Source organism: Kordia sp. (genome assembly GCF_965224175.1).
Lineage (GTDB): Bacteria > Bacteroidota > Bacteroidia > Flavobacteriales > Flavobacteriaceae > Kordia.
This window is the reverse complement of sequence record NZ_OZ245041.1, coordinates 3,268,609-3,293,722: the sequence shown is the minus strand read 5'-3', so window position 1 is coordinate 3,293,722 and position 25,114 is coordinate 3,268,609. Positions and strand designations below refer to the sequence as shown.

The window sequence follows — 25,114 nt, the reverse complement described above, 5'->3', positions numbered from 1 at the left end:
TTATACCATGAATTGACTAAGCAATTCATGGTGTTAGTTTAGTTGATAGTTTTATTCACATTCGGAGTCGATTCCATCAATCCACTGTCCAATCATTTGAACAGCTTCTTTGTGGATGAGGCTTCTACCTAGTAATGGCATTCTAAATTCTTCAGCAGTTGTATTCATTCTGTAGTACATTACAGAACGTTCTTTTAGTGAGGGCAATACAACTTTGATCATACCTGGAATTTCAGTGTCAGGGTCTACACAAATACCCAAATTAGCATCGTCTGCAGATTCATCAAAGGCAAAACGTACAGGTCTGTAATCGCAGTGTGAACCTTCTTGATGACAATGTGCGCAGTTAATATCAATATATGAACGTACACGTAAATCTATAGGTTGCGTTTCGTCACTCCATTTTACAACTGTATTGATGGTAGCAGGTAAGTTATCTTCTAAATATCCTTCATCAATAAGTTTTTGTAATTGATTTTCAGTTCCATCAGTATAATCAAACATACTGTTGAGGTTTTGTGGCTTTACTCCAATAGGAACCGAAGCAGTACCACTTTTATGACAAGTAAAGCATTCTACTTCTGAAGGAATTCGGTAGCTTGTACTCTTCATTTCGCCACCTTCCATAAATTCTACGTCAGTAAATGAACCGTCGAGGCTAAATGTAGCTTCCGTTTGTTCGTCATTCCAGATGTAATCAGCAAAATACCAATCGTCAGCTTTCTTTAACATTAAACGTGTTTCTATAATTCGCGTATTGTTATCTGGAAGTACGCTATCATAATAAAATGTTTTTATTAAAAAAGTTCCTACGGGCATGTCGATAAGTTCAGTATCTGCAGTGTAAGTGGCTTGTACATCACTTGGCATCCAAATAAAACGTTTCTTTTTGGCGTAGTCGGTAAATAATGTCGAAATAGGCTCATAAGGAAGTACGCCTAGTACAGGTTCTTGGTCTTTTATATCTCCTTCAAAAAAGTTGTATTCTGAAAGTGTGTTAAAAGGAAATGCGTCGAGATCTAATACAACAGGAGAAGTAGGAATAGGAACATAGTCATCTTCTGTAGGTAATGGTGTGTCATTGTCGTCGGCACAAGAAAAAAGCATAGCAGAAACTAGTGCTACACTAGCAATTTTTAGTAGTTTTTTGATCATGTTTTAGTTTAGTTAGAGCACTAATATAACAAAAAAATGTATGTTGTATTTGATTATTAGTGAGTTACTCATTATATAAGACAACTCAAAGTCTTTTTGTCCTACCTTTTAAGTGGATTTATTTTTTGTAAAAGCGGGTTTTGTGATAATTTTCTATTAAAATTGATAAATTTTGAACTACATTTTTGATTTTCTATCTTTAAAAGGATGAAAGACAGTTTTATGGAAGAAAATAAAGCAAGTTAAGAAACGCTTGGACAGCAAAAACTCAGGAATTCAACAGAAAGTTTGAGACTTTTAAGAACAGTAAATACCATAATCTGGAAAACTAAACGAACTCCAATCCAACCAAAACACCCTTTTCAAAATCTTTTAAACTCTCAAAAAACACAACTTGATTCTCATATTTAGCTAATACCAAATAATGACTTCCTTTAAAATAATTTTGTTGTACCGTGACTTTAAAGTCTGCTGTTTCTGAAACTTTTAATTGATGTGGATAGACTAGAATAGTTTCTGCGGAAGCTTCTTTTTCAGGAAATAAACTTACAGGCAACTCATTGACTTCTCCGAACAAAGAAGCTATATATTTATTTGACGGATTTTTATATATATCCTGTGAATCATTTTGAGCAATGAGTCTTCCTTGTTTCAAGACAATAGTCGTATCAGCAAAGGAAAGTGCGTCTGTACGATCGTGTGTGGCAACAATACAGGTAATATTTTTCTTTTTTAGATAGCTAAATAAGTTTCTACGCAAGGCATTTTTTCTAAAGTTGTCTATATGGCTAAAAGGTTCATCTAATAATAAAACTTCAGGTTCTCTGGCAATCGCTTTTGCCAAAGCAACTCGTTGTTGTTGTCCGCCACTGAGTAATTTTACTTTTACATTTGCAAAATCAGCCATTTCTACCATTTCTAATAGTTCATGTGTGCGTTTCTTTTTTTCTTCAAGATAGAAATTAGATAAATAGGTTCCTACATTTTCTGCAACGCTTGTATAGGGCATTAAACCAAAATCTTGTGCCAAATATTTCATGCTTTCATGACCTGGTACTAAATGATACGCCGGACCTAATACTTGATCATCTTTCCAGAAGATTTCACCTTTATTCAAATCATATAAACCATATATAAGCTTCAATAACGTACTTTTTCCACAGCCACTTTCGCCAATAATAGAAACATGTGTTCCTTGCGGAATTTGAAAAGAAATATCTTCTAAAATAGACGTGTCTTTAAGATAAGAAAAGGAAACGTTTTGAACGCGAAGCATAGTTACAGTTTAGATTTGCAAAAATACGGAGATAATTAGTGATAAAGAAAGAATTTAGAGTCTAGAACCAAGAATCAAGACTTTTTTCTGAGGTCGTTTTTGAGTAGATAGGAATTTGTTGAGATTTAAAGCGGATTTCGCATCACATTTCGACTCCGCTCAATGTTTGTGCAGAATGATGGTATTTCAAAAGAAAACCGCCAAAAAGAAAATCAATTTGGCGGTTTGTATGATGTGTTTTTAAGAAAATTAGTCCTTAAATTTTTCTAAAATAGCTTTGTTTGGCAATTCTTTATAACCCATGTTGTAAAGTGTAAACCCAAAGATATCAGCATATTGTTCAATAGTTTTTGATATTGGTGTTCCTGCACCATGTCCTGCATCAGTTTCAATACGAATAAGTGTAGGATTGTTTCCTGCTTGTTTAGCTTGTAATTCGGCAGCAAATTTAAAACTATGCGCTGGTACTACACGATCATCATGATCTCCAGTAGTTACCATCGTTGCTGGATACTCAACACCTTCTTTTACATTGTGTACTGGCGAATATCCTTTAAGATAATCAAACATTTCTTTACTATCTTGAGCTGTTCCATAATCATATGCCCAACCTGCTCCAGCAGTAAATGTATGGTAACGTAACATATCTAAAACACCAACAGCTGGTAATGCAACTTTCATTAAGTCTGGACGTTGTGTCATAGTTGCACCAACTAACAATCCTCCATTTGATCCACCACGAATGGCTAAGAAGTCACTTGATGTATATTTTTCAGCAATTAAATATTCTGCGGCAGCGATAAAATCATCAAACACATTTTGCTTTTGCATTTTTGTTCCAGCATTGTGCCATTTTTTACCATATTCTCCACCACCACGAAGGTTTGGTACAGCGTAAATTCCGCCTTGTTCCATCCATACAACATTAGAAACACTAAAAGAAGGTGTTAAGGAAACATTGAAACCTCCATAACCGTATAAGATTGTAGGATTTTTTCCGTCCATTTTAAGTCCTTTTTTGTGTGTAATAATCATTGGTACTTTCGTTCCATCTTTTGAAGTATAAAAAACTTGCTTGCTTTCATACTCATCTGGATTGAAATCAATTCCTGGTCTTCTGTATACTTTAGACGTTCCATCTTTTGGATTGTATGTATATGTAGTTCCTGGAGTTTTGTAGTTTGAGAAAGAATAGTATAATATTTTATCTTCCTTGTCTCCACCAAATCCACCAGCGCTACCAACACCTGGTAATTTTACTTCACGCACTAATTTTCCATTGTAATCATATTGTAATACTTTAGAAACAGCATCTACCATATATTCTGCAAAGAAATACCCTGATCCTGTTGACGGACTTAATACATTTTCTGTTTCAGGAATAAAATCTACCCAGTTTTCAGGTGCTGGATTAGAAGCATCTACTGTTACTATTTTTTGATTTGGTGCATTCATATTGGTCATAATGTATAGTTTAGAACCAACATTTTCTATAACGTATGAATCTGTATCAGTATTGTCTAAAATGGTTACAATTTTACTGTTAGGTTTTGTTAAATCTTTCATCAACATTTTAGTTCCTGATGTTGAGGTTCTTGGATAAATGAAAAGGTAGTTTCCATCTTCCGTAACACTACCACCAATATAACGGTGTTTTTCTTCAGGAGTTCCACCATAAATTAATTGGTCATCTTTTTGAGAAGTACCTAATTTATGATAGTATAGTTTGTGTTGATCTGTTTTTGCAGATAGTTCACTCCCTTTTGGCTTGTCGTAGCTAGAATAGTAAAAACCATCGTTTTCTTTCCAAGAAATTCCTGAAAATTTAATATCTACCAATGTATCTTCAATTACTTTTTTAGAAGCAACATCCATGATAATCACTTTTCTCCAATCACTTCCACCTTCTGAAATTGAGTATGCAACGATTTTTTTATTGTCAGAAAAATTTAATCCACTTCCCATGGAAACAGTTCCATCTTTAGAGAATTTATTAGGATCTAAAAATACTTCAGGATCGCCACCATCTTTTTGTCTATAAATTACATATTGGTTTTGCAGTCCGTCGTTTTTATAAAAATACTCGTATTCCCCTTCTTTAAAAGGCGCACCAATTTTTTCATAATTCATTAATTGTGTGTAGCGTTTTTTAAGCGCTTCGCGGAATGGAATACCATCTAAGTATCCAAAAGTTGTTTTGTTTTGTTCTTTTACCCAAGCTCCTGTTTCTTCAGAACGATCGTCTTCAAGCCAACGGTATGGGTCTTTTACTTCAGTATCAAAATACGTATCAACAACTTCTTTTTGTTGCGTTTCGGGATAAGTCACTATGATTTCTTTTTTTTCAGGTTCTTGTTCGCAAGAGAAGAAAAGTACTGCGAGACAACTAATTTTTAGCAATTGTTTCATCTGGTATTGTTTTTTTGTTTTTTGTCAGATGGAATTTACATAGTAATCATTTCAGCAAATTGAAACACTTAGTATGCTCATTTCATATCACATAGGATTGGTTTACTCCAAATTTAGGTTAAAAAAAACCACTTCGAAAGAATTAGAAGTGGTTTTAACAAAATGCTAAGATTTTTATTAGTAAAACAAGGGTTTAAACTGTGACCAATGCTTATAAATTAGGATTCCGTTTAATAAAGCTACCAAAAGCGCGCCAATCATTCCACTAGATGGATCTAAAAAGAAATGAAATAGTAAAATGTTTGCTGATATTGGAGCTAGTAAAGTGAGCGCGAAAGGCACCCATTTTTTCATAATTAATAAAATACCAATGTATACTTCTAGAGCGCCAACTACAGGTAAAATGTATCCTATAGATTTGAAAGACTCCGTAAATGTAGACATTTTCAGCGCGGGCAAAAAGCCAGTTTCATTAAAAATCATAATGAGTTTGTTAGCGCCAAATACAATTAAAATTAATCCTAATATAAAGCGGATGATTTTTGTAAAGTTAGAGTTCATACGCGAAATTTTTGAGTTAGTGTTTTCTTAAGATAGGAAAAAAGATAGAGAATTCACTAAATATTTCGACAAGCGGAACGATTCATACTTTATAATAAGTATCTAACTTATAGTTGTTTGAGAAGAAAAAAGGTGCTTCGTATAGTTGAAGCACCTTTAATTTAGCTTGAATATTAAACCAGTTTATGGTCTACTAAGTATTGTGCAATTTGGACGGCATTTGTAGCAGCACCTTTGCGTAAATTATCTGAAACAATCCACATGTTTAGCGAATTGGGTTGTGAACCATCACGGCGAATTCGACCCACGAAAACTTCATCTTTTCCTTCTGCATAAATTGGCATCGGATATACATTTGTATCTGGGTTGTCTTGAACAATGATTCCAGGTGATTCCTGTAATATTGTGCGAATTTCGTCCACGTCAAAATCGTTTTCAAACTCTATGTTTACGCTTTCAGAATGTCCGCCAACAACCGGAATTCTAATCGCAGTTGCTGTGATGGCAATTGTAGCGTCGTCTAAGATTTTTTGTGTTTCACGAACTAGCTTCATTTCTTCTTTCGTATATCCGTTTTCTTCAAACACATCACAATGTGGCAATGCATTTCTATGAATTGGATACGGATATGCCATTTCTCCTTTTTCGCCTGCATATTCACTTTCTAATTGACGAACAGCTTTTACACCAGTTCCTGTAATTGACTGATATGTAGATACTACAATACGTTTTATTTTATATTTTTTATGCAATGGAGCCAATGCAACTACCATCTGAATTGTAGAACAATTTGGATTTGCAATTATTTTATCGGTTGCTGTTAAAGCATTTGCGTTGATTTCAGGAACCACTAATTTTTTAGAGTGATCCATTCGCCATGCAGAAGAGTTATCGATAACTGTTGTGCCAACGGCTTCAAACTTCGGTGCCCATTCTAAAGAAGTACTTCCTCCCGCAGAGAACAAGGCAATATCAGGTTTGGCGTTAATGGCATCTTGCATACTTACAATAGGATATGCGTTTCCTTGATAGGTAATTTCTTTTCCAATTGATCTTTCTGATGCTACTGGAATTAATGTTGAGACAGGAAATTTTTGCTCTGCCAATACTTTTAGCATGACAGTTCCTACCATTCCTGTTGCACCAACGACTGCTACTTTCATTGTATAAAATTTTTAAGCAAAATTAGGAATAATAATAGTGTGGTTTGTATAAAATTTTCAAAATATCAAAAATTTCACAAAAAGTTATATATAAAACAAAAGCCACCCTTTACAAAGTGGCTTTTTATATGATTATTAGAAAAAATTACTTTTTCAGTAAGTCTCTAATTTGTGTCAATAACTCTTCTTGAGTAGGTCCTTTTGGTGCTTCTGGAGCTGGCTCTTCTTTCTTCTTTGTTTTGTTGTAAGCTTTTACAATTAAAAACATTACAAATCCAACCACGATTAAACTAATGATTGAGTTGATCCATTTACCATAACGAATAGCATTTTCCGCTGTAGTAACTTTTCCATCGGCATCAGTAACAGCTTCACTTAGAACAACTTTCATCTCTGCAAAGTCAACTCCTCCAGAGAAGTGTCCAACAACTGGCATTACAATATCTGCAACAAATCCGTTGATTACAAGACCCATGGCACCAGCCATAATTACTGCGACAGCGAAATCTATTACGTTTCCTGTCATGATAAAATCTTTAAATTCTTTTAACATAATCTATATTGTTAGTTATTATTGAATCTAAAAGTAATAAAAAATATACTAGTTTTCAATTTGAAGCAGTGAAGCATTCTTTAATTTACCGAAGAAATACACGTTTTACTCGTTGAGAGACTGCTGTTAGAATTTCATATGAGATCGTGTTTATTTTTTCGCCTAATTCCTCTGCATTTTGCCCTTCCCCAAAAATAATAACTTCATCGCCTTCATTACAACGAATTCCTGTGATGTTTACCATAAGCATATCCATACACACATTACCTATGATTGGTGCTTTTTTTCCGTTAATGATGACACTTCCAACGCCGTTTCCAAATTGCCTGCTAATTCCGTCTGCATGTCCAAGAGGAATGGTGGCTGTAGTCGTATAATCGTCAGCAATGAATGCACGATTATATCCTACACTTTCTCCTTTTTCGATACGATGTATTTGTGATATAACAGATTTCAAGGAAGCTACAGGTTTTAAGTGTTTGTCATATTTAGGATCATTCCCAAAACCATACAACCCTATTCCTGTACGAACCATATCAAAATGTGCTTCAGGGTAGTTTAAAATTCCAGAAGTATTCGTCATGTGCAGCAAGGGTTTGTAGCTTAAAGCTTTTTCAAAATCATCACTAATACCATTAAACAGGCGTATTTGATTTTGAGTAAATTCTTTTTCGTTAGCATCTTCCGAAGCTGCCAAATGCGATAAAATTGATGCTACTTTTATTTGTGAAAGTGTTTTCAGTTTTTTTATGACATAATCAGTATCTGTATGAAAAAAACCTAAACGATTTAATCCTGTATTAAATTTTAAATGAACAGGATAGTCTTTTTTTCCTTGTTTTGCTGCTTCTTTAGCAAAAGCATTAAAAATACGATCGTTATATAAGCTTGGTTCTAAGTTGTAAGCAATTGCATGTTTTAAGTTTACAATTTGTGGATGCAATACTAAAATAGGCGTTGTAATTCCTCCAGCTCTTAAATAAGCACCTTCTCTGATATATGCAACGGCAAAATAATCGACGTTGAGTTCATCTTGAAGAAATTTTGCAATTTCTATAGCATCACTTCCGTAGCCAAAAGCTTTGACTACAGCTAAAATTTTAGTGCCTGTTTTTGTTTTTGATTTTAAAAATTCAAAATTGTGTTGTAGCGCTTTAAAATTAATTTCTAAAACAGATTCTTGTATGTGTAACATTATGGTAGTTAATTGTCAGATGGTTGTTTTGGAATGATTTCTTCCGCATCATCAACTTCAATCTCTTTCACTGATTCTTTTAGCATTGCTTTATAATAAGCGCCGCGACTTAATGGTTCGTATTCATCAGTTTCTCCTAGCAAGACCAGATCGTCGCTTTTGGATTTTCTAAAACTGTATTGTGCTAGGTTTCCCGTTCGTGTACAAACGGCATGTACTTTTGTGACATATTCGGCTGTGGCCATTAATGCTGGCATAGGACCAAAAGGATTTCCTTTAAAATCCATATCGAGTCCAGCAACAATAACTCTAATTCCTCTGTTTGCTAAATCGTTACAAACAGCTACAATTCCATCGTCAAAAAATTGAGCTTCGTCAATTCCAACAACATCACAATTATCGGCTAATAATCTTATGTTTGCGGCGGCAGGAACAGGTGTAGAGCGAATTTCGTTTGCATCATGTGATACAACTTTTTCATCATCATATCGAATGTCAACAGCTGGTTTGAATATTTCAACTTTTTGCTTTGCAAATTGTGCTCGTTTGAGTCTTCGGATCAGTTCTTCTGTTTTTCCAGAGAACATTGAACCACAAATAACTTCAATCCAACCAAATTGTTCTTTATGATTTACTGTATTTTCGAGAAACATTTTGTAATTTTCAGGTCGAAAACGAATTTATACTCGTTTTTGTAAAGGTGGAACAAATTTATTAAAAAACCAAAGGTTATACAACGACATTAGTTTAAAAATTATGAAGAAAAAATTAGAAGGAGATTTGGTAAGTATCGCGCATCGCATCCTAAAGTTAAAGGGTAAAGAAGATGTAGTTGCATTACATAAAGAAGCGAAGGAAGTTTTTGAAAAATTGTCGGTAATGCTATTTTTTGAAGAACAATTTAAAGATTCTGTGCCTGATTATGCAGATTCTTCTTTTTTTCAAACTTTAGAAAATGTTTACAATCATGATAAAGTAGAGAAAAATGCAGAAGAGGAAGAAATTATACGTCATCATTTGGTAAAAGAAGATCCAGAGCAAGATGAATTGATAGAACCATTAATGGTGACTATTAAAGATATGGTAGCAGAAATGCCAGAAGAAGATGAAATTGAACCACTTCCATCGAAACCAAAAGCAAAGCAAGAAACTTTAGAAGATATTTTGGCAGATGTATTGCCACAACCCACTTTTGTAAAGAGTGATGAAGTTGTAAAAGAAACACCTGCGCCACAAGTAGCGCAAACTATTGTAGAGAAAACTCCAGCAAAAGTAGAGGTGAAAACAACAACAGAGACGAAGCCAAAATCGTTAAATGATCGCTTAAATACAGGGATTTCTATTGGTTTAAATGATAGAATTGCATTTACAAAGCATTTATTTGATGGTAATCAAGAAGATTATAATAGAGTGATTTCACAATTGAACACGACAGAAAGTGAAGCAGAAGCGAAAGATTTTATCTTTAATATGATTAAGCCAGATTATAATAATTGGCAAGGGAAAGAAGAATACGAAACACGCTTTTTAGAAATTATTGAACGCAAGTTTGCATAGTTTTTATTGGATTGAAAGATTTAAAAATTCATAATTGATTGTATTATCAATAACGTCATTCTTAGCTTGACTTAAAATCACACTAACTAACAACCTAAAAGCGAAGCGATCTAATATCTAATAGTGTCAACGATCTAAATAATATTTAATAATTCAAATACACCCAACCCGTTTTTTCAATGGTGTTTCCTTCTAGTTTTAAAATGTAGAAGTAAGTTCCAATTGGTAATCGGTCGTTTTTGGGGAAGAGTACAGTATTTTTATTGCATTCACCATTCCAGTCGTTTGCGTAATTTTTAGTTTCGTACACAATAGTTCCCCAACGATTGAAAATAATCAATTTATTATCAGAGAAATTTTCTAGACAAGCAATTTCCCATACGTCGTTTATAGCGTCGTCATTTGGAGAGAAACCGCTTGGGATTTCCAAACAATCAGGGAAAGTAATCGCTGACGCGGTATTATTTTCAGGATTTAAATCCACTTCTGCAAGGCTTATTATTTCCACAACATTTGTATAATCATCTCCTGAAATTACAGTAACATTGAGTGTTAATGTAGCTGAACTTCCTGCAGGTAGTGTAGTTATTGACCAAAGTTGTGTGTTATTGTCATATAAACCATTGCTGGTAATGTGTGAAACATATTGATAACCATTTGGAAGCAATTCTTGCACTACAACATTAGTGGCGTCTTCGTTGCTATTATTTGTAATGGTAACTGTAAATTGAATCTCTTCGTCAATGGATGGTTTTTCTGTGTCTACTACTTTTTCTATACCTAAATCGATACAAGAAACGGCAGTAACTGTAACCGTTTCTCTGGCAATTCCTGGACAGTTATTTTCGTTAATAACTTCAATTTCATAAGTTGTATCAGCGGTAATAATTCCTGTATCATAGGTTGTTCCAGTGAATACAATTTGTGTAGGATTTGAAGCTTCATACCAATTATAAGTATAACTTGCCACAGGATTATTAATGGTGAGCATAGTTGTATCTCCTATACAAACGTCGGAAGTATCAATAGAAAGATTAATGTCATTATGAATTTCAAAAACATTAATTTGAATCTGAACTTCATCATCATCAGCGAGTCCATCCGCTAAATCATCTACATCAAAACTTGTCATTACATCACTATCTAAGTCTTGAAGACTTGTTGCTGTAATTTCTGCTGTAGTTTCATATTGATTAGCAATTGAAGTATCTACAGCTAAAGTTGTCGTCGTAATTTGGGCAGAAAACGTATTAGTACCGCTATTAGAAATAGCAATTCCAGAAAGTTCCCAAATTCCAGTTGTAGTATTGTATGTGCCGCCTGCATTGTCTGATACATACGCGAAGCCTAAAGGATTTAAATACTGTTCAATAGCAACATTTGTTACATCATCAGGACCATTGTTTATTACAGTTAGCGTAAATATAGCCTCATCACCTTCACAATATTGCGTTTGATCTGGTGTTAAGGAAATTTCCAAATCAGCACTTGGAGGAAGTGGTAATACATTTAATGTTGCAAAAACATTCGTTGCATCAATATTGTTTAAGTTGGAAAAGTTTGAAAACTCATTTGTGTATAAATTTGGTGTATCTGAAGTTACTAAAACAGCAAAAGTACACTCGGCAACTCCATCAGGGAACACCAAATTGGCGATTCCAACAAAATCATCATTTGTCAATCCAACAAAATCAGCAGTACAACCATTACTTTGTACCCAAAAAGGATCGCCAGCTAATAAAATTCCTTGAGGTAAATTATCTGTAAAAGATATTCCTGATTGTGCAGCATTTCCAGGAATATTCTGAATTGTAAATGTTAATAAAGATGTTTGCGTTGCAATAATTTCATCTGGTGAAAAACTTTTAGTTACACTCGGAGATAATACTTGCGCACTTGAAATAGAAATATTGGTACTTGCATCAGATTCTGCATTATTAGCAGGATCAGGCTGAACTTCAGCTATGTTGTTGAACGAACCTCCAAAGTTTGGCGCCGTTACTGGAATTAATATTTGTATGGTTGCATCTGGATCGAGAAGCGGAATTACACCAGAAACTTCATTGGTTGTTGTGTCAATATTAAATGTACTTATACATGTAGCATTTCCACTAGTTATAGTACATGTTGGCGTTCCAGTAATGGTAAATGCAGGATTTATAGTCGTGCTAAACATGGCGTTGGTAGCTGTAGAACTGATAATACTATTGGTAATATCAACAACCCAATTAAAATTAGCATTGATCGGAATAGTTGCTTGTGATGGATATGTTTGTATAATTAAATCAACACAAGAAGTAAGATAACTAGTTTCTCTAGAGGTTTGTGTAGAACCGTCAACACCAACAATATTTATAGAAGCAGCATTTTGTACAGGCACAACTAAGCTTGAACAGGCTGGATTCCAATTGACAACAACTTCAAATGTAATAGAACTATCACCAGGAAGTATCCAATTTTCATTTTCAGTAATTTCCCAAAATACATCATCGGTTTGTGTAAAAGGTGTTCCAATATTTGCATTGGTAATGGTAACACAATCTGCAGTTCCTGTGGTTCCAATACATGAAACAGATTGTAAAATCCCGGTTGCTTGCGTGTTACCTCCGTAAAAATCTACAAGTGTTAAAGGCGCCGGATTCATGTTTGCATTATTTACAGTAATATGATACGTAATATCGCCCCATGGAATAGGGTTTTGGTCTGAACTTCCTAAAGGTAACGCAGGATCAACTTGTGTTTTGTTAATGGAGACACTTGCAGGATTTACACAATCATCAGTTCCAGTTGCTTGCGGAAGTGTTAAGGTGTCAAACTCATTATTATCACTAATATCACAATCTATATGATCTAAGAGATTTACAGTAGTTCTGTATGGCGAATTGATTACATTATCTGTTGGGCAATCTGGTTCTGTATATTGTACAACCGTTTCTATAACAATGACAGCACCTACAGGTATTTCAAAATCTTCAACTTGCCAAAATTGAGCATCTATATCAAAATTAATATCGGCACAAGTAACTCCTCCAGTGGCACTAATGCAGGTGATGGAAATAAAATTCCAAGGAATTCCAAGGTTCTGTAAAAAAAACTGAATTGTAGTATCTAACGGACCATTATTTGTGAGTGTTGTTTGAAATGTTACTTGTTGATTCCAATCTGGAAGCACAGGTCCAGGAGCTGGATCTATTTGTTCGGTAGTAATACTAACATCTGTACACGGACATTCCTCAGAAAAAAGTAAATCTGTAAACTCAATATTTGACTGATTGGATGCGGTATTTGCTTCTGCAAGAAGAATTTCAGCATAACTTCGAATTACAATGAGATCAGAATCAATACCACAATCACCTTCTGTATATTCGAAAACTGCACTGAATGTAATACTAGATTGAGAAGGGAAAATAATTTCATTACCAAAAGTATATACTTCTTGGTTGGGTACTATTATTATTGGATTGCTTGGTAAAGGTCCAAAATCTGTCGGACAAACGACACCATTAGTACTTCCAAGACATTGCAAAGACATCAATCGTAAGGTAGCATTTCCATTCACAGAATTGGATTGCAACCCGTGAAACAAGCCAAAGCTATCTATAGGATATTGAACAGAACTATTATTTGTAATTGTAAACTCATACGTAACCTGATCGCCCCAAGCTGAAATTCCTGTTCCAGAAGTAGGGTTTACTTGTTGATATGTGACATTAAAATCCAATGGAACATACGTAACATCCATGGAAACGATGGAAGTATTATTGTTAGATGCTGTATCTGTGGTTCCTGTTGGCGGAGTTACGGTGGCTGTTGTTGAAATTCCTCCTGAATTTTTTGGAGCTCTGGCAAGAATTCTAACTTGTACGCTAGCAGCAGAAGGCATGTTGGGAAGCAGTGCTGTAAGCGTATTTGCATTATTATCATATGTAAAATTAGTAGCTAAATCTGCGCCTCCAACAGCATTGATGCTTTCGTTCATTATGAGAGTAACATCAGGATCTAATTGTTGAAAGAAAGTTGCATTACTAACATCGTTTCCTGAATTACTAATAGTGACTACATAATAAAATTCTTCAAAAAGAACCACATTAGAAATAGGAGTTCCGTTCAAATCTGTGACTTCTATACTTGTAGATAAATCGGTTGTTTGACTCCATCCAACATAAAAATTGAATAGTAAAAAAATGGTTAGGTAAAATCGGTTCATATATTATAAATGATACACAAAATCCAAAAAGGTTGCGTATATATAACAATAAAGATAGCGTAATTACTACTTATATTTGTTTAATAGTTATTTTTGAACAGAAATTTAACGTCTAAATACTGCATTAATGAAACTTTATATTGTGCCTACACCTATCGGAAATTTACAGGATATGACCTTTAGAGCGATTGAAGTTTTAAAAGACGTTGATGTAATTTTGGCTGAAGATACACGTACTAGTGGAAAACTTCTGAAGCATTTTGAAATTGGGACACAAATGCACAGTCATCATATGCATAACGAGCATAAAACGACAGAAGCTTTGATAAAACGTATGCAGGCAGGAGAAACATTTGCATTAATTAGTGATGCAGGAACTCCGGCAATATCTGATCCTGGATTTCTACTAACGCGAGAATGCATTGCTCATAACATTCCAGTAGAATGTTTGCCTGGTGCAACAGCTTTTGTTCCAGCATTGGTTAACAGTGGATTGCCGAATGATAAATTTGTCTTTGAAGGATTTTTGCCTGTAAAAAAAGGGAGACAAACACGTTTTAAAATCTTAGCAGAAGAAACGCGCACTATGATTTTCTATGAATCGCCACATAAATTAGTCAAAACATTAGGTCATTTTTGCGAGTATTTTGGCGAAGATAGACAGGTTTCAGTTTCTCGTGAACTTACCAAACTCTATGAAGAAACGATCCGCGGAACTGCAAAAGAGGTTTTGGCGTACTATCAGAATAAACCACCAAAAGGAGAAATTGTAGTAATTGTAGAAGGGAAAAAATAAATTATTTTATTTAAAATAGATTAATACTTTTTTTCTATTATTTTTCTATTTAAATTTGTAACCATTGTTTAAGGTTGTATAATGTGGTTATGAAAGATTATTATTCTCTGGCGGAAGCTGCCGAAATTTTAGGGAAAAGCAAAGAAACATTACGAAGATGGGATAATTCTGGTAAATTTTCTGCAGTTCGCGAACCTATTAGTAATTATAGAATTTATAAAAAAGAACAGATAGAATCATTGTTAGACTTGTTTCCAAAAAATGCTAGTGATTCTATAGATAATTTTGTAAATCCTATACAAGAATATAAGGTTTTAGAATTGTTTGCAGGAGCTGGAGGATTAGCAATTGGATTAGAAAAATCTGGAATAAAATGTGCTGCATTAAACGAAATTGATAAATGGGCTTGTCAAACTCTACGAGAGAATAGACCATTTTGGAATGTTTTAGAAGGAGATATAAAATCTTTTGACTTTAGTAATTATAAAGATGAAATAGAAATTGTAACTGGAGGTTTTCCATGTCAGGCTTTTAGCTATGCAGGAAAAAAGTTAGGTTTAGAAGATGCTAGAGGAACATTATTTTATGAATTTGCTCGAGTTGTTCAAGAAGTTCAACCTTTAATATGTATTGGAGAAAATGTAAAAGGTTTACTTTCTCATGAAAAAGGAAAAACGTTGGAAGGGATGATTTCTATTTTAGACGAAATAGGATATAATGTAGTTCCTGTTCAGGTATTGAAAGCAATAAATTATAAAGTTCCACAAAAACGAGAACGATTAATAGTAGTTGGAATTCGAAAAGATATTGATGTCAAGTACGAATACCCTAATCCACATGAAAAAATATACAATCTTTCAGATGCTTTGAAAAAAGGTGAATTGTACGATTGTAACGTGCCAAAGTCAGAAGGTTCAAAATATCCAGAACATAAAAAAGAAATCCTTGATATGGTTCCGCCAAAAGGATATTGGAGAGATTTACCTCTTGAAATTCAAAAATCATACATGGGGAAAAGTTTTTATTTAGGTGGAGGAAAAACAGGAATGGCAAGAAGAATAGGCTGGGATGAACCAAGTTTGACATTGACTTGCAGTCCAGCACAAAAACAAACGGAAAGATGTCATCCAGACGAAACACGTCCGTTTACTGTAAGAGAATATGCTAGAATTCAAACATTTCCAGATGACTGGAAGTTTATGGGCTCGGTTTCACAACAATATAAACAAATTGGAAATGCTGTTCCTTGCAATTTAGGAGAAGAAATAGGGTATTCTATAATTAAGTTTTTGAATCAATATTATTCAAAATCGAATAAATCTGAAGATTCAATTTCCTTAGCTAATGCCATATAACCTTGTTTGAAAAAATCTTCAGTATTTATATTTAAAATCATTGTGTCTAGATTTGTAGCTAATTTATCATAAAAGTTAGGATAACCAGTAATTCGATGCCAAAATTCTTTTCCAATAATTACTGGATATATTTCATCAATCTTTTTATAATGTTGACTTAATTGATCTTTTTCGCCATATAAAACACCGAGAATTAAATCAGAATTATTTAAGGTCATGGAGTTAGTTCTTGCTAAATTGGTTACAGTTGTAAACTTTCTAATTAATGGCTTTACATCTTCTGAATTGATAGTGTTTGGTCCAGATTTTAATTGACACCACTTTTTTCTACTATCAATTTTATCTACAAACTCAATATCCATTCCTTTTATTAACGAGCCTTGAGCAAGATTTAATTCTACAAACATATTCTGGATTCTAGTACCAAAAGAAGTGTTAATTGAAGTACCTAGAACTCTAGGATAATATAATGCTTTTGCTATTCCAATTGGAGAAAAATCATTTTCAAGTATTTTAGATAAATATTTAACAACAATTGGATTTATCTTGTAAGACTTAAGCTTTGAATGTGTTTTTAAAGAATTTATTTTATGATTTTCAAATATCTTTTCTTTAAAATACTTGGTAACTATTTCTATGAGTTTGCTTTCGTTCATATTTCAAATATAGATATTTTCTTTAGCATTAGGTAAGATTATAATTTTAGCCTTATTCATCAACATTGAACATCCAAAATAATAAAAACGAGCGTCTAAGAAGCTTTCTCCAAAATTCCATCCAAGGAAAAAACATTCTTATAGGTCAATTTTTTGGTTTGTAAAAACAATTCTTTTACAATAGCATTTTCTTGCTGTATCATTCTAAATACTTTTTCGAGTGTCAAAAAATCTTTTGAAGTATACTGTTTCAAACACAAAATATAAGGCAACTCATTTTTGCTTGTCAAATATCGTGTACCAGCTTTGATAGCAGCTTGGTGACCACGATTCTTTTTTACATCAATAATTGAAATTGAAATATTACTTTCTTCTTTAATTTCATGCAAAGATTCGAGTGTTTTGTCGGTACTTCCGTTATTTACAAAACAAACATTCAATTTCTGTTTATCGGCAAACAATTCAATAAATCGTTGCACTTGAATTATTTTTTCATCGTTACGGAATATGATTAAAATTCCAATCTTCATACATAGTAGGTTTAGGGGAAAAGGGGAAACGTGTTATATTAATTCTAAATTCGTTTTAGCTGAAACTTTTTTTTGCGATTGTAATACCAAGCAATCTGTCCTAATTGACCAATAATTTTGATCGAATCTTTCATAGACAACTTAGAACCGTCTGCATGTATCCAACGCTTCAAAGGCTTCTCGCACATCATAGCACGCGCTTTGTCCAATCCGAAATGTTTACGCATACGCATGAAGATTTCTACATCAAACAGCCACTTTGTGATAAACTTCTTATCAAACGCAAGATGAATAACGTCTTTATGAAAAATCTTCGCGCCACATTGTGTGTCTTTAAAATTCATTGATAATATATTTCGGATGATTAAATTAATTGTCAAACTAATTACTTTACGCGCAGACTCTTTTGTAATATTTGCGCCCATTCTGCTAATTCTTGAACCACTTACAATCTTAAAGTCAGAACCCTCAATGGTAGAAACGAGCTCATCAAAATCAGCCAAGTCTGTAGACAAATCAGCATCCAAAAATCCGATATAATCTAAATCTTCTTGTTGTGCCATATGTAGCATTCCCAAACGTACCGCTTCTGCTTTTCCGCCATTTTGCTCACAATCATACACTGTGATAAAGTCTTCTCTACCTTTTCGTAAATTCTGCAAAACCTCTAAAGTTGCATCTTTACTTCCATCATTCACGAAACACAAACGATATCCAGAATTACGATCAATAAAATTTGTAAACTCTGTACTTAACAAGCGTTCTGCTTCGTTATAGCAAGGAATCACGACACCAACACATCTTTGCTGAATCATTACATTATTTGTATTCGAAACAGTTCCTGTTTTTGGAACGCCAATCAATCTTTTTACACGTGCACAAACCTCATTCAAACTCAAAGGTTTTTTCATGTAATCATTCACACCTAAATCAAAACCTTTTGTAATCATTTTATCATCGGTATTTCCAGATAATATCATTATTGGTGTATCATCTTTTTTGTCTCTTCGAATATGTTGTACAATTTCCATTCCTGAAACCGTTGGCATATTCATATCTACAATTACCAAATCTGGCTGAAACGAATCGTACAATTCTACGCCTTTTAAAGCGTTTGTTTCTGTTAACACTTCATATCCTAATTCAGCCAATCTGCTTTCTAAAGGAATCAAAACTAATTTCTGGTCGTCAATAGCTAAAATTTTCATCGTATTGTGTTTTTAAAGATTCATATTCTTGTGTAGTATTCAGTTGCATTTATGTTGTTTTCCGAATGACTTACAGGTCAAAAGTAGTTGTGAATCGCAGACAATTTTGTGCAAAACACCTTAAATGAAGCTATCTTTAGACGAAATGCAATTTCCTTTAGTCCAATTAAAAAGTAGACCGTTTATCTTTACTTCAACGAAAAAGCATAACATCATAAGATGAAAAAGACCACAAACAAATTATTACTATTAGCACTACTTATTGGAGTAGTGTTTCATGGTACTACGATCTTTTTTACTTTAGAGACTACTTATGATGCATTAATTCACCTATTTTTTGCCGATCATTATGCGAGCAGTTGGTTTGAACCTTGGAACTACAAATGGTACACAGGATTTACAGTAATGAGTTATCCGCCGTTAGTGCATCAATCTATTGGAGCATTATCATACATTGGCGGTTTAAAATTTGGCTTGTTTACTGTGGCAATCATCGCAGTCATACTTTTTATTACGGGCGTATATCGTTTTTCGTTGCTCATTACAGGAAATAAAAAAGTAGCAGGTTATGCAGCAATTTTGGCGGTTTTCTCGTCTTCTTTTGTAGAAACCTTGCACATTTTTGGTCAATTGCCAAGTATTGTTGGGATTTCAGTATTGATGCACGCTTTACCAGAAATCTATCTTTGGTTAAAAACAGGCAAATACAAATATCTATATACATCGCTTTCGCTGATTGCAATAACAGTAACTTCACATCATGTAACACCAATCTTTGGAATGGTCTTTTTCATCTTTCCATTAATTGGAATGGTAATTATGGATGCTTCTCGTGAAGAAGTAAATACTACAAAAGAAATTACGTTTATCATATTTTGGAAAAACTTTTGGAAGCTTTTCAAACGTATTGTAAGCTTCGGAATATGCTCGTTAGTCATTATTATAGGATGTATTTTACCATATTGGATCAACTCCAAAAACAATCCAATCACACAAGTGCCAATTCCACATGGATCCAGAGATCATTTCTTAGAAATAACATCATCTGGATTGGTGTTTTTTCTAATTCCTTGGGGAATTTTACTATTTCTACTACCATACATTTTCTATAGATACTACAGCAAACGTTACCTGTTTTTTGGTTTGTCAATTACCTTACTATTCATCTTAGGAACTGGTGGTACAACACCAATTCCACGTATAATTTTAGGAGAAACGGCTTTCAACATCTTAACTTTAGATAGATTCACGCTTTGGGCTTCTATCATGTCATTACCACTTTTTGGCGAATTTGTCTATCGATTTGCTGAAGCTGATTTAAAAACATTCTTTCAGGAGAAATTTGGTGCTATTTACCACAGAATTATTGGTGGTGGATTGGCAGTGTTGTTTGTATTCATGACCATTTTTACGATGAGTTTAGGATATTTCAGACCATCGCAACCACAAAAAATCAACATGTTGCCAATTGTCAATTTCCTAAATCAAGATCAACATGATCAATGGCGCTACTTAACTCTTGGTTTTGGAGATCAAATGGCGTGGTTATCTGCGCAAACCAACGCCATGACTGTTGATGGGAATTACCATTCCGCAAGACGTTTGCCCGAATTGACAACACGACCAATAGAACGTTTGGAAAACTCAAAATTCAAAGGAGTTGCTGGGATTGGTTCGTTGCAACAATTCTTAACAACACCTGAAAAATATAACTTAAAATACATTTTCTCAAATGATAAATTCTATGATCCAATTCTCTATTTCTGTGGATGGCAACGTTTGCCGCAACTAGAAAATGGCATCATGGTTTGGGAAAAATTAAATGTTCCGCCGTTATCGTCTATTTTACCAAAAGATGAGGTCGCTACTTGGCAAAAACTCGTATGGGGAATTGTACCATTTCTAACAGTAATATTGGCACTTTTACTCAACATTCAACCTATATTTTTGAGATATATCCAGCGAAAGCGAACAGATACACAAACATATGTGCAATTTGCTAAAAGCTACACGAAGTTCTCTAGAAAACTGAGTACAATCAATCATATTTGGGCAGTTATTTTAATTGGTATTCTAGCTTTTGGAACCTATCAATTCTATCTTAAAAACGATGCACAACGTTCACCTGAAAATGTTGTGAAAGCCTATTACGATGCGCTCGATTTTAAACAGTTTGAAACCGCACACAGTTTTATCAATCCAGAAAGTAACATAACTATTGCTCAGTACATGTTAGAAATTTCTTCCACGGATGGTTTGCTAAGTTCATACGCCAAACTAGATGCAATAGCAACGAAAATCATTACAAGAACGGATAGTTTAGCTACGATGAAAGTTATTACGAAATGGATTACACCATTAGAAAAAATTGAAAAAACAGATTATAAAACGATCGTAAAACGCAAAGGAAAATGGTTTTTAGAGGCAGAAACGGTTGAAGCCGATTTGCCACCAGATCAATTATTCTCCAATAACAAAACCGCGTATTACAATCATGGGAGAAGACGTATTACTACAGAACAAACCTATCATGAAGACGTACTGAAACAACCTGTTTTAGAAATCATAACCGCAAAATTGGTAAAACATAACGGACATTACGTCATTGTAGGCGAAGTACAAAATATAGACAATGTGCCAGCTGATGTCGTACTCAAAGGAACTTTGTACAACGACGAAAATGAGGAATTGGCAACCTACAATGCAAAATACCATATGAAGCATAAATTGATGCCAAAAGAAGTAACTGCCTTTCGTATCAACTTTGAAGGAATTGCTTGGTCCAAAACACAAGATTCCATTCCGGAAACCTTCAATCCAGATGAATTTACGCCTGTAGAATTGGCAGATGCGCCAACGAAATTCAACTTGCAAGCTGCAGGAAACGTTTCGGGTTCAGATTTATATAAAAATATGGTTTTAAGTGATGTACATATCAATCAAAAAAGCATCCGTGGAAATCTATTTAACAGTGGATTACAAGAAATTACGGTTCCGCAATTGTTAATCTCGTATTACAATGAAAATCAAGAACTTTTATGGGTAGATCATCAGTTTTTAGACAAAGGAATTCGTCAACAACGCAAACAAGCTTTTCACTATCAAATTCTACAAAATGAACATGTAGAAATCATTAGTACAAACATGGAAAATTGTTATGTAAACGGTTTGCCAAACGAAGACATATCCAATAAAATTATCACAAACAGAAAAAATCACAAGGTATTACAGCAAATTTCTCATTCTACATATAGTTATGTGAAACTTGAAATGAACGCCTATATCGGAAATCCAAAATGATGAACTTAAAATATATACTATACTTTTTATTTTTTGCGTCAAGCGCGAATGTACTCTGTGTGAATACAATCGAAACGATTCAATTAGAAACTACGCAACGAGAATTTACCGCAGGCGAATCTATCATCTTGACATTTTCTGGAACGCAAGATGCTTCTATCAAATTATATTGTAGCAACAGTTATGGAACAACTTTAGTGAATTCAAACCTAAAAAATGGAAGTTTACAATATAAGCTTCCAACTCAAATATGTGCTAAAATCGGTGTTGTTACCTGGAAGTTATTAGACAAAACAAATGCACTTTCAGGAACTATAAAAATTCATCCGCAAACAACGCCAGTTGCCATGGAAACCTATGTTGGTCCGCCAAGCATTGAAGCAGGAGACAAAGACTATACAATGTTGGTTGTGATTCCAACAGATGCTTTAGACAATCCTGTGAAAGAGAATACAGAAGTTGCTGTAAAGCGTCAATTTTTGGCTGCTGAGCAACAGGAAATCATTCCAACAAAAAATTTAATTGCCTATCAACGTTTATACGCGCCTTCAAAAAGTGGTAGAATGTTGTTAGCTACCGAATGTTTAGGACTCAATTCTAAAGAATATACAGTTGAAGTCATGCCAGCGATTTCTACAAATTTTGAAATTTTTGCAAAACGACCACATGCATACGCAGATGGAAATCAAATTACAACCTTTACAACTTCGGTCTTAAAAGATCAAAATAACAATATTGTAAGCGATGGAAGTTATGTGGAGTTCTTCATTACAAATACGGATGGAAATCTACTAAAAACTTCAGGAATGACCATTGATGGTGTTGCTACTGCAAAAATGATTCATCCCGATCATGCCGAAACTTGGAACGTAAAAGCATATGTCACAGGAATTTCGGAAAGCAATTCGATTTCAGTAAGCTATACACAAGTTATAGAAGACTTTACGGTTGTATTTTCTAAAAATAACAGAAACATTGAAGTTGGTCCGCTGCGAAGTTTCATGAAACAACGTATTCCAGATGGTTTACAAGTAAAATTAAGTATTTCTCAAAAAGGAAAAACCTTAAAAGAATACATAAAAGAATCACGAGATGGCTTTGTGAATTTTGAACTAAATCCAAGCATTTTTAGCAACGGAAACTATACTTTGGAAATCACAACGGCAGGAATTACAAAAACATTTCAAACAAAAAAATTATGGTAGCAACAGATAAAAATATCATGCGTGGTTTTTTAGTGTTGACATATGTCTTCATCATTTCCATACTAATTTTCATCATCAGTAGCTCATTTAGTTATCTAAATACTGGCGCTGATAGAAGTAAAATGCTACATACTGAAGTTACAAAAGAAGAAATCTATCTTCCAAAAATGAATTGGGTTACAGATGGCAATGAAGGCAGAAGATTGGACACGCAAACCTTGGCAAAAATTGAAAACGATTATTTAGATGCTTGGTATGTAAAACAAGTAGCATACAAAACCAATCAAACTACAGGAATTGATGATTACTATACCGAAAGTGCGCGTAAAAACTTGATGGAATTCATTAAGCAAAACCAGCAACAAAATATTACGGTAAATGCTACGACACTTTCACACCAACCAAATATTGAATTTTTCAGTGAAGATGGGCAACTTATTGTATTAAAAGACGAAAATGTGGTGGAATACAAGCAACTTTATCAAGATGGAAGCTTTGTCATGGAAACTACAGAAATGGCGAATTACAAAGTAATTTTACTCTTGGAAGATGGTTTTTGGCGCATTCGTCATTTAGTAAAAGAACACATAGAAACTATTGGAAAAACTCCGCAAGCGAAGACGATTTCAAATTTACACCTAAAAGGAATCAATTACTATCCGCAAGCAACTCCTTGGGACATGTTTGGTGAGGAATTTGATATTGAAATCATCAAAAATGACTTTGAAATTATGAAAGATGCTGGCTTAAATTCCATTCGAATTTTTGTGCAATATGAAGATTTTGGAAAGGCTAATGTACAACAGGAAAAACTTGAAAAGTTACAACAAGTATTAGATGCTGCCGAAACCAAAGAATTGCAAGTGGTTGTGACTTTATTTGACTTTTATGGAGATTACAGAATTTTAGATTGGACCTTAACACAACGACATGCAGAAACTATTGTAACACGATTCAAAAATCATAAGGCAATCTTGGCGTGGGACTTAAAAAACGAACCAAATTTAGACTTTGAATCACGTGGAAAAGAAAACGTAATCGCTTGGTTAGAAAGCATGATTTTGCTCGTAAAATCTATTGACAATCAACACTTAGTAACTATTGGTTGGTCTAATACAGAAAGTGCTCATTTATTACAAGATCAGCTAGATTTTGTGTCTTTTCACTATTATAACGCTGCTGCAGACTTTACGCAGCATTACGCCGATTTAAAAGCTAAAATCCCAGATAAACCAATCGTTTTGGGAGAATACGGCCAATCTTCATACGGCGGATTTTGGAAACCATTTGCAGGATCTGAAAAAAAACAAGCAGCATATTTCAAAGAAATGCAAGAAGCACTTGATGCAGAAAACATTTCCTATATCGCTTGGACATTATATGACTTTGAAGATGTACCAAATAAAGTTGTAGGAAGTCGTCCGTGGCGTACCAATCCACAAAAGAAGTTTGGGATTATTGATAAAGAAGGGAAAAAGAAAGCTGCTTTTGAGTTTGTTACCCAATAATGTGTCAATTAGATAATTTGAGAATGTAGCAATGTGAAAATTGACTTCAAAATTCGTGCATTGATGGTTTAATAATCACTCAATCTGACGGTATGGAAAGTCAAAAGATTTAGTAGATATAAGAAACAGATTGCCACGTCATACTTCCTCGCAAAGACGTTTCAAAGTACTTCTCGATATGTCACAACGAGCGCAGTCGAGATGCTTTTTCTCCATTACATTTCCAAAAAACCACTCGATCTGACGTTTGGAAGATACTAGAATTTACGTCATACTGAACTTGATTCAGTATCGCACAAGAGTAAGAAACAATCCAAAAAGAAACACTTAACATTCAAAATAATATTAGAAAAATCTAAAAGCGCTTGCACTGAGCGGAGCCGAAGTGAAGCGATCTAACAGCAAAGCGAATCTAGTAAAAAAACATTTAAAAACTAAGAAATTAGTTTAAACTAAAAATTTAGTTATATTTGAATGCAA

At 34.0% G+C, this 25,114-nt stretch carries 18 protein-coding genes; 6 read left to right on the top strand and 12 right to left on the bottom strand.

Translation table 11 applies throughout. The features are described 5' to 3' along the window. Positions 1–51: 51 nt before the first annotated feature. From ACOQOS_RS14245 to ACOQOS_RS14210, 8 genes are all read right to left on the bottom strand, one after another. Positions 52–1,155, bottom strand: a complete 1,104-nt coding sequence (locus ACOQOS_RS14245; RefSeq protein WP_420571135.1) for a hypothetical protein — start codon at positions 1,153–1,155, stop codon at positions 52–54. 328 nt (positions 1,156–1,483) lie between these two features. Continuing rightward, entirely contained in the window at positions 1,484–2,431 is a 948-nt protein-coding gene (locus tag ACOQOS_RS14240) for an ABC transporter ATP-binding protein (RefSeq protein ID WP_420571134.1), read from the bottom strand. A 249-nt stretch (positions 2,432–2,680) separates the two neighbouring features. Beyond that, a complete protein-coding gene (locus ACOQOS_RS14235; RefSeq protein WP_420571133.1) occupies positions 2,681–4,840 on the bottom strand; it encodes a prolyl oligopeptidase family serine peptidase in 2,160 nt (719 codons plus the stop codon). Between the two features lie 177 nt (positions 4,841–5,017). Continuing rightward, positions 5,018–5,401: a DoxX protein gene (locus ACOQOS_RS14230; RefSeq protein WP_420571132.1), complete on the bottom strand. Its 384-nt coding sequence runs from the start codon at positions 5,399–5,401 to the stop codon at positions 5,018–5,020. A gap of 173 nt (positions 5,402–5,574) precedes the next feature. Next, positions 5,575–6,564 (bottom strand): aspartate-semialdehyde dehydrogenase, encoded by a 990-nt coding sequence (locus ACOQOS_RS14225; protein ID WP_420571131.1) that lies wholly within the window; start codon positions 6,562–6,564, stop codon positions 5,575–5,577. Between the two features lie 145 nt (positions 6,565–6,709). Further along, the gene (gene mscL / locus ACOQOS_RS14220) at positions 6,710–7,117 is read right to left on the bottom strand and encodes a large conductance mechanosensitive channel protein MscL (protein WP_420571130.1); all 408 of its coding nucleotides are present in this window, start codon (positions 7,115–7,117) and stop codon (positions 6,710–6,712) included. Positions 7,118–7,202: 85 nt separating this feature from the next. After that, entirely contained in the window at positions 7,203–8,312 is a 1,110-nt protein-coding gene (gene alr, locus ACOQOS_RS14215) for an alanine racemase (RefSeq protein WP_420571129.1), read from the bottom strand. A gap of 8 nt (positions 8,313–8,320) precedes the next feature. Next, a complete protein-coding gene (locus ACOQOS_RS14210; protein ID WP_420571128.1) occupies positions 8,321–8,965 on the bottom strand; it encodes a thymidine kinase in 645 nt (214 codons plus the stop codon). 103 nt (positions 8,966–9,068) lie between these two features. Here ACOQOS_RS14210 and ACOQOS_RS14205 point away from each other — a divergent pair, with 103 nt between their 5' ends. After that, positions 9,069–9,869 carry a hypothetical protein gene (locus ACOQOS_RS14205; RefSeq protein WP_420571127.1) on the top strand — a complete coding sequence of 267 codons (801 nt, stop codon included), beginning with the start codon at positions 9,069–9,071 and terminating at the stop codon, positions 9,867–9,869. A gap of 145 nt (positions 9,870–10,014) precedes the next feature. On the opposite strand, the gene ACOQOS_RS14200 is transcribed toward ACOQOS_RS14205, so the two are convergent. Next, positions 10,015–14,076 (bottom strand): gliding motility-associated C-terminal domain-containing protein, encoded by a 4,062-nt coding sequence (locus tag ACOQOS_RS14200; protein WP_420571126.1) that lies wholly within the window; start codon positions 14,074–14,076, stop codon positions 10,015–10,017. Between the two features lie 127 nt (positions 14,077–14,203). Between ACOQOS_RS14200 and rsmI the strand changes: the two genes are divergently transcribed. Both rsmI and dcm read left to right on the top strand, forming a co-directional pair. Then, positions 14,204–14,872 (top strand): 16S rRNA (cytidine(1402)-2'-O)-methyltransferase, encoded by a 669-nt coding sequence (gene rsmI / locus ACOQOS_RS14195; protein WP_420571125.1) that lies wholly within the window; start codon positions 14,204–14,206, stop codon positions 14,870–14,872. A gap of 83 nt (positions 14,873–14,955) precedes the next feature. Beyond that, on the top strand, positions 14,956–16,227 hold the full coding sequence (gene dcm / locus ACOQOS_RS14190) for a DNA (cytosine-5-)-methyltransferase (RefSeq protein ID WP_420571124.1): 1,272 nt from the start codon (positions 14,956–14,958) through the stop codon (positions 16,225–16,227). Here dcm and ACOQOS_RS14185 read toward each other — a convergent pair. The 3 genes from ACOQOS_RS14185 to ACOQOS_RS14175 all read right to left on the bottom strand — a co-directional run bounded on the left by ACOQOS_RS14185 (position 16,173) and on the right by ACOQOS_RS14175 (position 18,621). After that, positions 16,173–16,883 (bottom strand): PmeII family type II restriction endonuclease, encoded by a 711-nt coding sequence (locus ACOQOS_RS14185; protein WP_420571123.1) that lies wholly within the window; start codon positions 16,881–16,883, stop codon positions 16,173–16,175. The two genes, dcm and ACOQOS_RS14185, sit on opposite strands and share 55 nt — an antisense overlap. Positions 16,884–16,978: 95 nt before the next feature. Beyond that, complete coding sequence (locus tag ACOQOS_RS14180) at positions 16,979–17,413, bottom strand: glycosyltransferase (RefSeq protein ID WP_420571122.1); 435 nt, start codon at positions 17,411–17,413, stop codon at positions 16,979–16,981. A 44-nt stretch (positions 17,414–17,457) separates the two neighbouring features. Next, complete coding sequence (locus ACOQOS_RS14175) at positions 17,458–18,621, bottom strand: response regulator (protein ID WP_420571121.1); 1,164 nt, start codon at positions 18,619–18,621, stop codon at positions 17,458–17,460. A 219-nt stretch (positions 18,622–18,840) separates the two neighbouring features. Here ACOQOS_RS14175 and ACOQOS_RS14170 point away from each other — a divergent pair, with 219 nt between their 5' ends. From ACOQOS_RS14170 to ACOQOS_RS14160, 3 genes are read left to right on the top strand one after another with little or no spacing between them, the layout of a single operon-like run. Then, positions 18,841–21,921 (top strand): hypothetical protein, encoded by a 3,081-nt coding sequence (locus ACOQOS_RS14170; protein WP_420571120.1) that lies wholly within the window; start codon positions 18,841–18,843, stop codon positions 21,919–21,921. A gap of 59 nt (positions 21,922–21,980) precedes the next feature. Beyond that, positions 21,981–23,126, top strand: coding sequence for a hypothetical protein (locus ACOQOS_RS14165; protein WP_420571119.1), 1,146 nt, complete (start codon positions 21,981–21,983; stop codon positions 23,124–23,126). Then, positions 23,120–24,634, top strand: coding sequence for a glycoside hydrolase family 2 TIM barrel-domain containing protein (locus tag ACOQOS_RS14160; RefSeq protein WP_420571118.1), 1,515 nt, complete (start codon positions 23,120–23,122; stop codon positions 24,632–24,634). The genes ACOQOS_RS14165 and ACOQOS_RS14160 overlap by 7 nt, the downstream gene beginning before the upstream one ends. Positions 24,635–25,114: the final 480 nt, after the last annotated feature.

What these genes read in the sequence shown, in the direction of transcription:
- ACOQOS_RS14170 (WP_420571120.1), top strand. Translation starts at nt 18,841, where the DNA reads ATGAAAAAGACCACAAACAAATTATTACTATTAGCACTACTTATTGGA.
- alr (WP_420571129.1), bottom strand. Translation starts at nt 8,312, where the DNA reads ATGTTACACATACAAGAATCTGTTTTAGAAATTAATTTTAAAGCGCTA.
- ACOQOS_RS14200 (WP_420571126.1), bottom strand. Translation starts at nt 14,076, where the DNA reads ATGAACCGATTTTACCTAACCATTTTTTTACTATTCAATTTTTATGTT.
- ACOQOS_RS14160 (WP_420571118.1), top strand. Translation starts at nt 23,120, where the DNA reads ATGGTAGCAACAGATAAAAATATCATGCGTGGTTTTTTAGTGTTGACA.
- ACOQOS_RS14240 (WP_420571134.1), bottom strand. Translation starts at nt 2,431, where the DNA reads ATGCTTCGCGTTCAAAACGTTTCCTTTTCTTATCTTAAAGACACGTCT.
- ACOQOS_RS14180 (WP_420571122.1), bottom strand. Translation starts at nt 17,413, where the DNA reads ATGAAGATTGGAATTTTAATCATATTCCGTAACGATGAAAAAATAATT.
- ACOQOS_RS14235 (WP_420571133.1), bottom strand. Translation starts at nt 4,840, where the DNA reads ATGAAACAATTGCTAAAAATTAGTTGTCTCGCAGTACTTTTCTTCTCT.
- ACOQOS_RS14175 (WP_420571121.1), bottom strand. Translation starts at nt 18,621, where the DNA reads ATGAAAATTTTAGCTATTGACGACCAGAAATTAGTTTTGATTCCTTTA.
- mscL (WP_420571130.1), bottom strand. Translation starts at nt 7,117, where the DNA reads ATGTTAAAAGAATTTAAAGATTTTATCATGACAGGAAACGTAATAGAT.
- ACOQOS_RS14205 (WP_420571127.1), top strand. Translation starts at nt 9,069, where the DNA reads ATGAAGAAAAAATTAGAAGGAGATTTGGTAAGTATCGCGCATCGCATC.
- ACOQOS_RS14185 (WP_420571123.1), bottom strand. Translation starts at nt 16,883, where the DNA reads ATGAACGAAAGCAAACTCATAGAAATAGTTACCAAGTATTTTAAAGAA.
- ACOQOS_RS14210 (WP_420571128.1), bottom strand. Translation starts at nt 8,965, where the DNA reads ATGTTTCTCGAAAATACAGTAAATCATAAAGAACAATTTGGTTGGATT.
- ACOQOS_RS14245 (WP_420571135.1), bottom strand. Translation starts at nt 1,155, where the DNA reads ATGATCAAAAAACTACTAAAAATTGCTAGTGTAGCACTAGTTTCTGCT.
- ACOQOS_RS14225 (WP_420571131.1), bottom strand. Translation starts at nt 6,564, where the DNA reads ATGAAAGTAGCAGTCGTTGGTGCAACAGGAATGGTAGGAACTGTCATG.
- rsmI (WP_420571125.1), top strand. Translation starts at nt 14,204, where the DNA reads ATGAAACTTTATATTGTGCCTACACCTATCGGAAATTTACAGGATATG.
- ACOQOS_RS14230 (WP_420571132.1), bottom strand. Translation starts at nt 5,401, where the DNA reads ATGAACTCTAACTTTACAAAAATCATCCGCTTTATATTAGGATTAATT.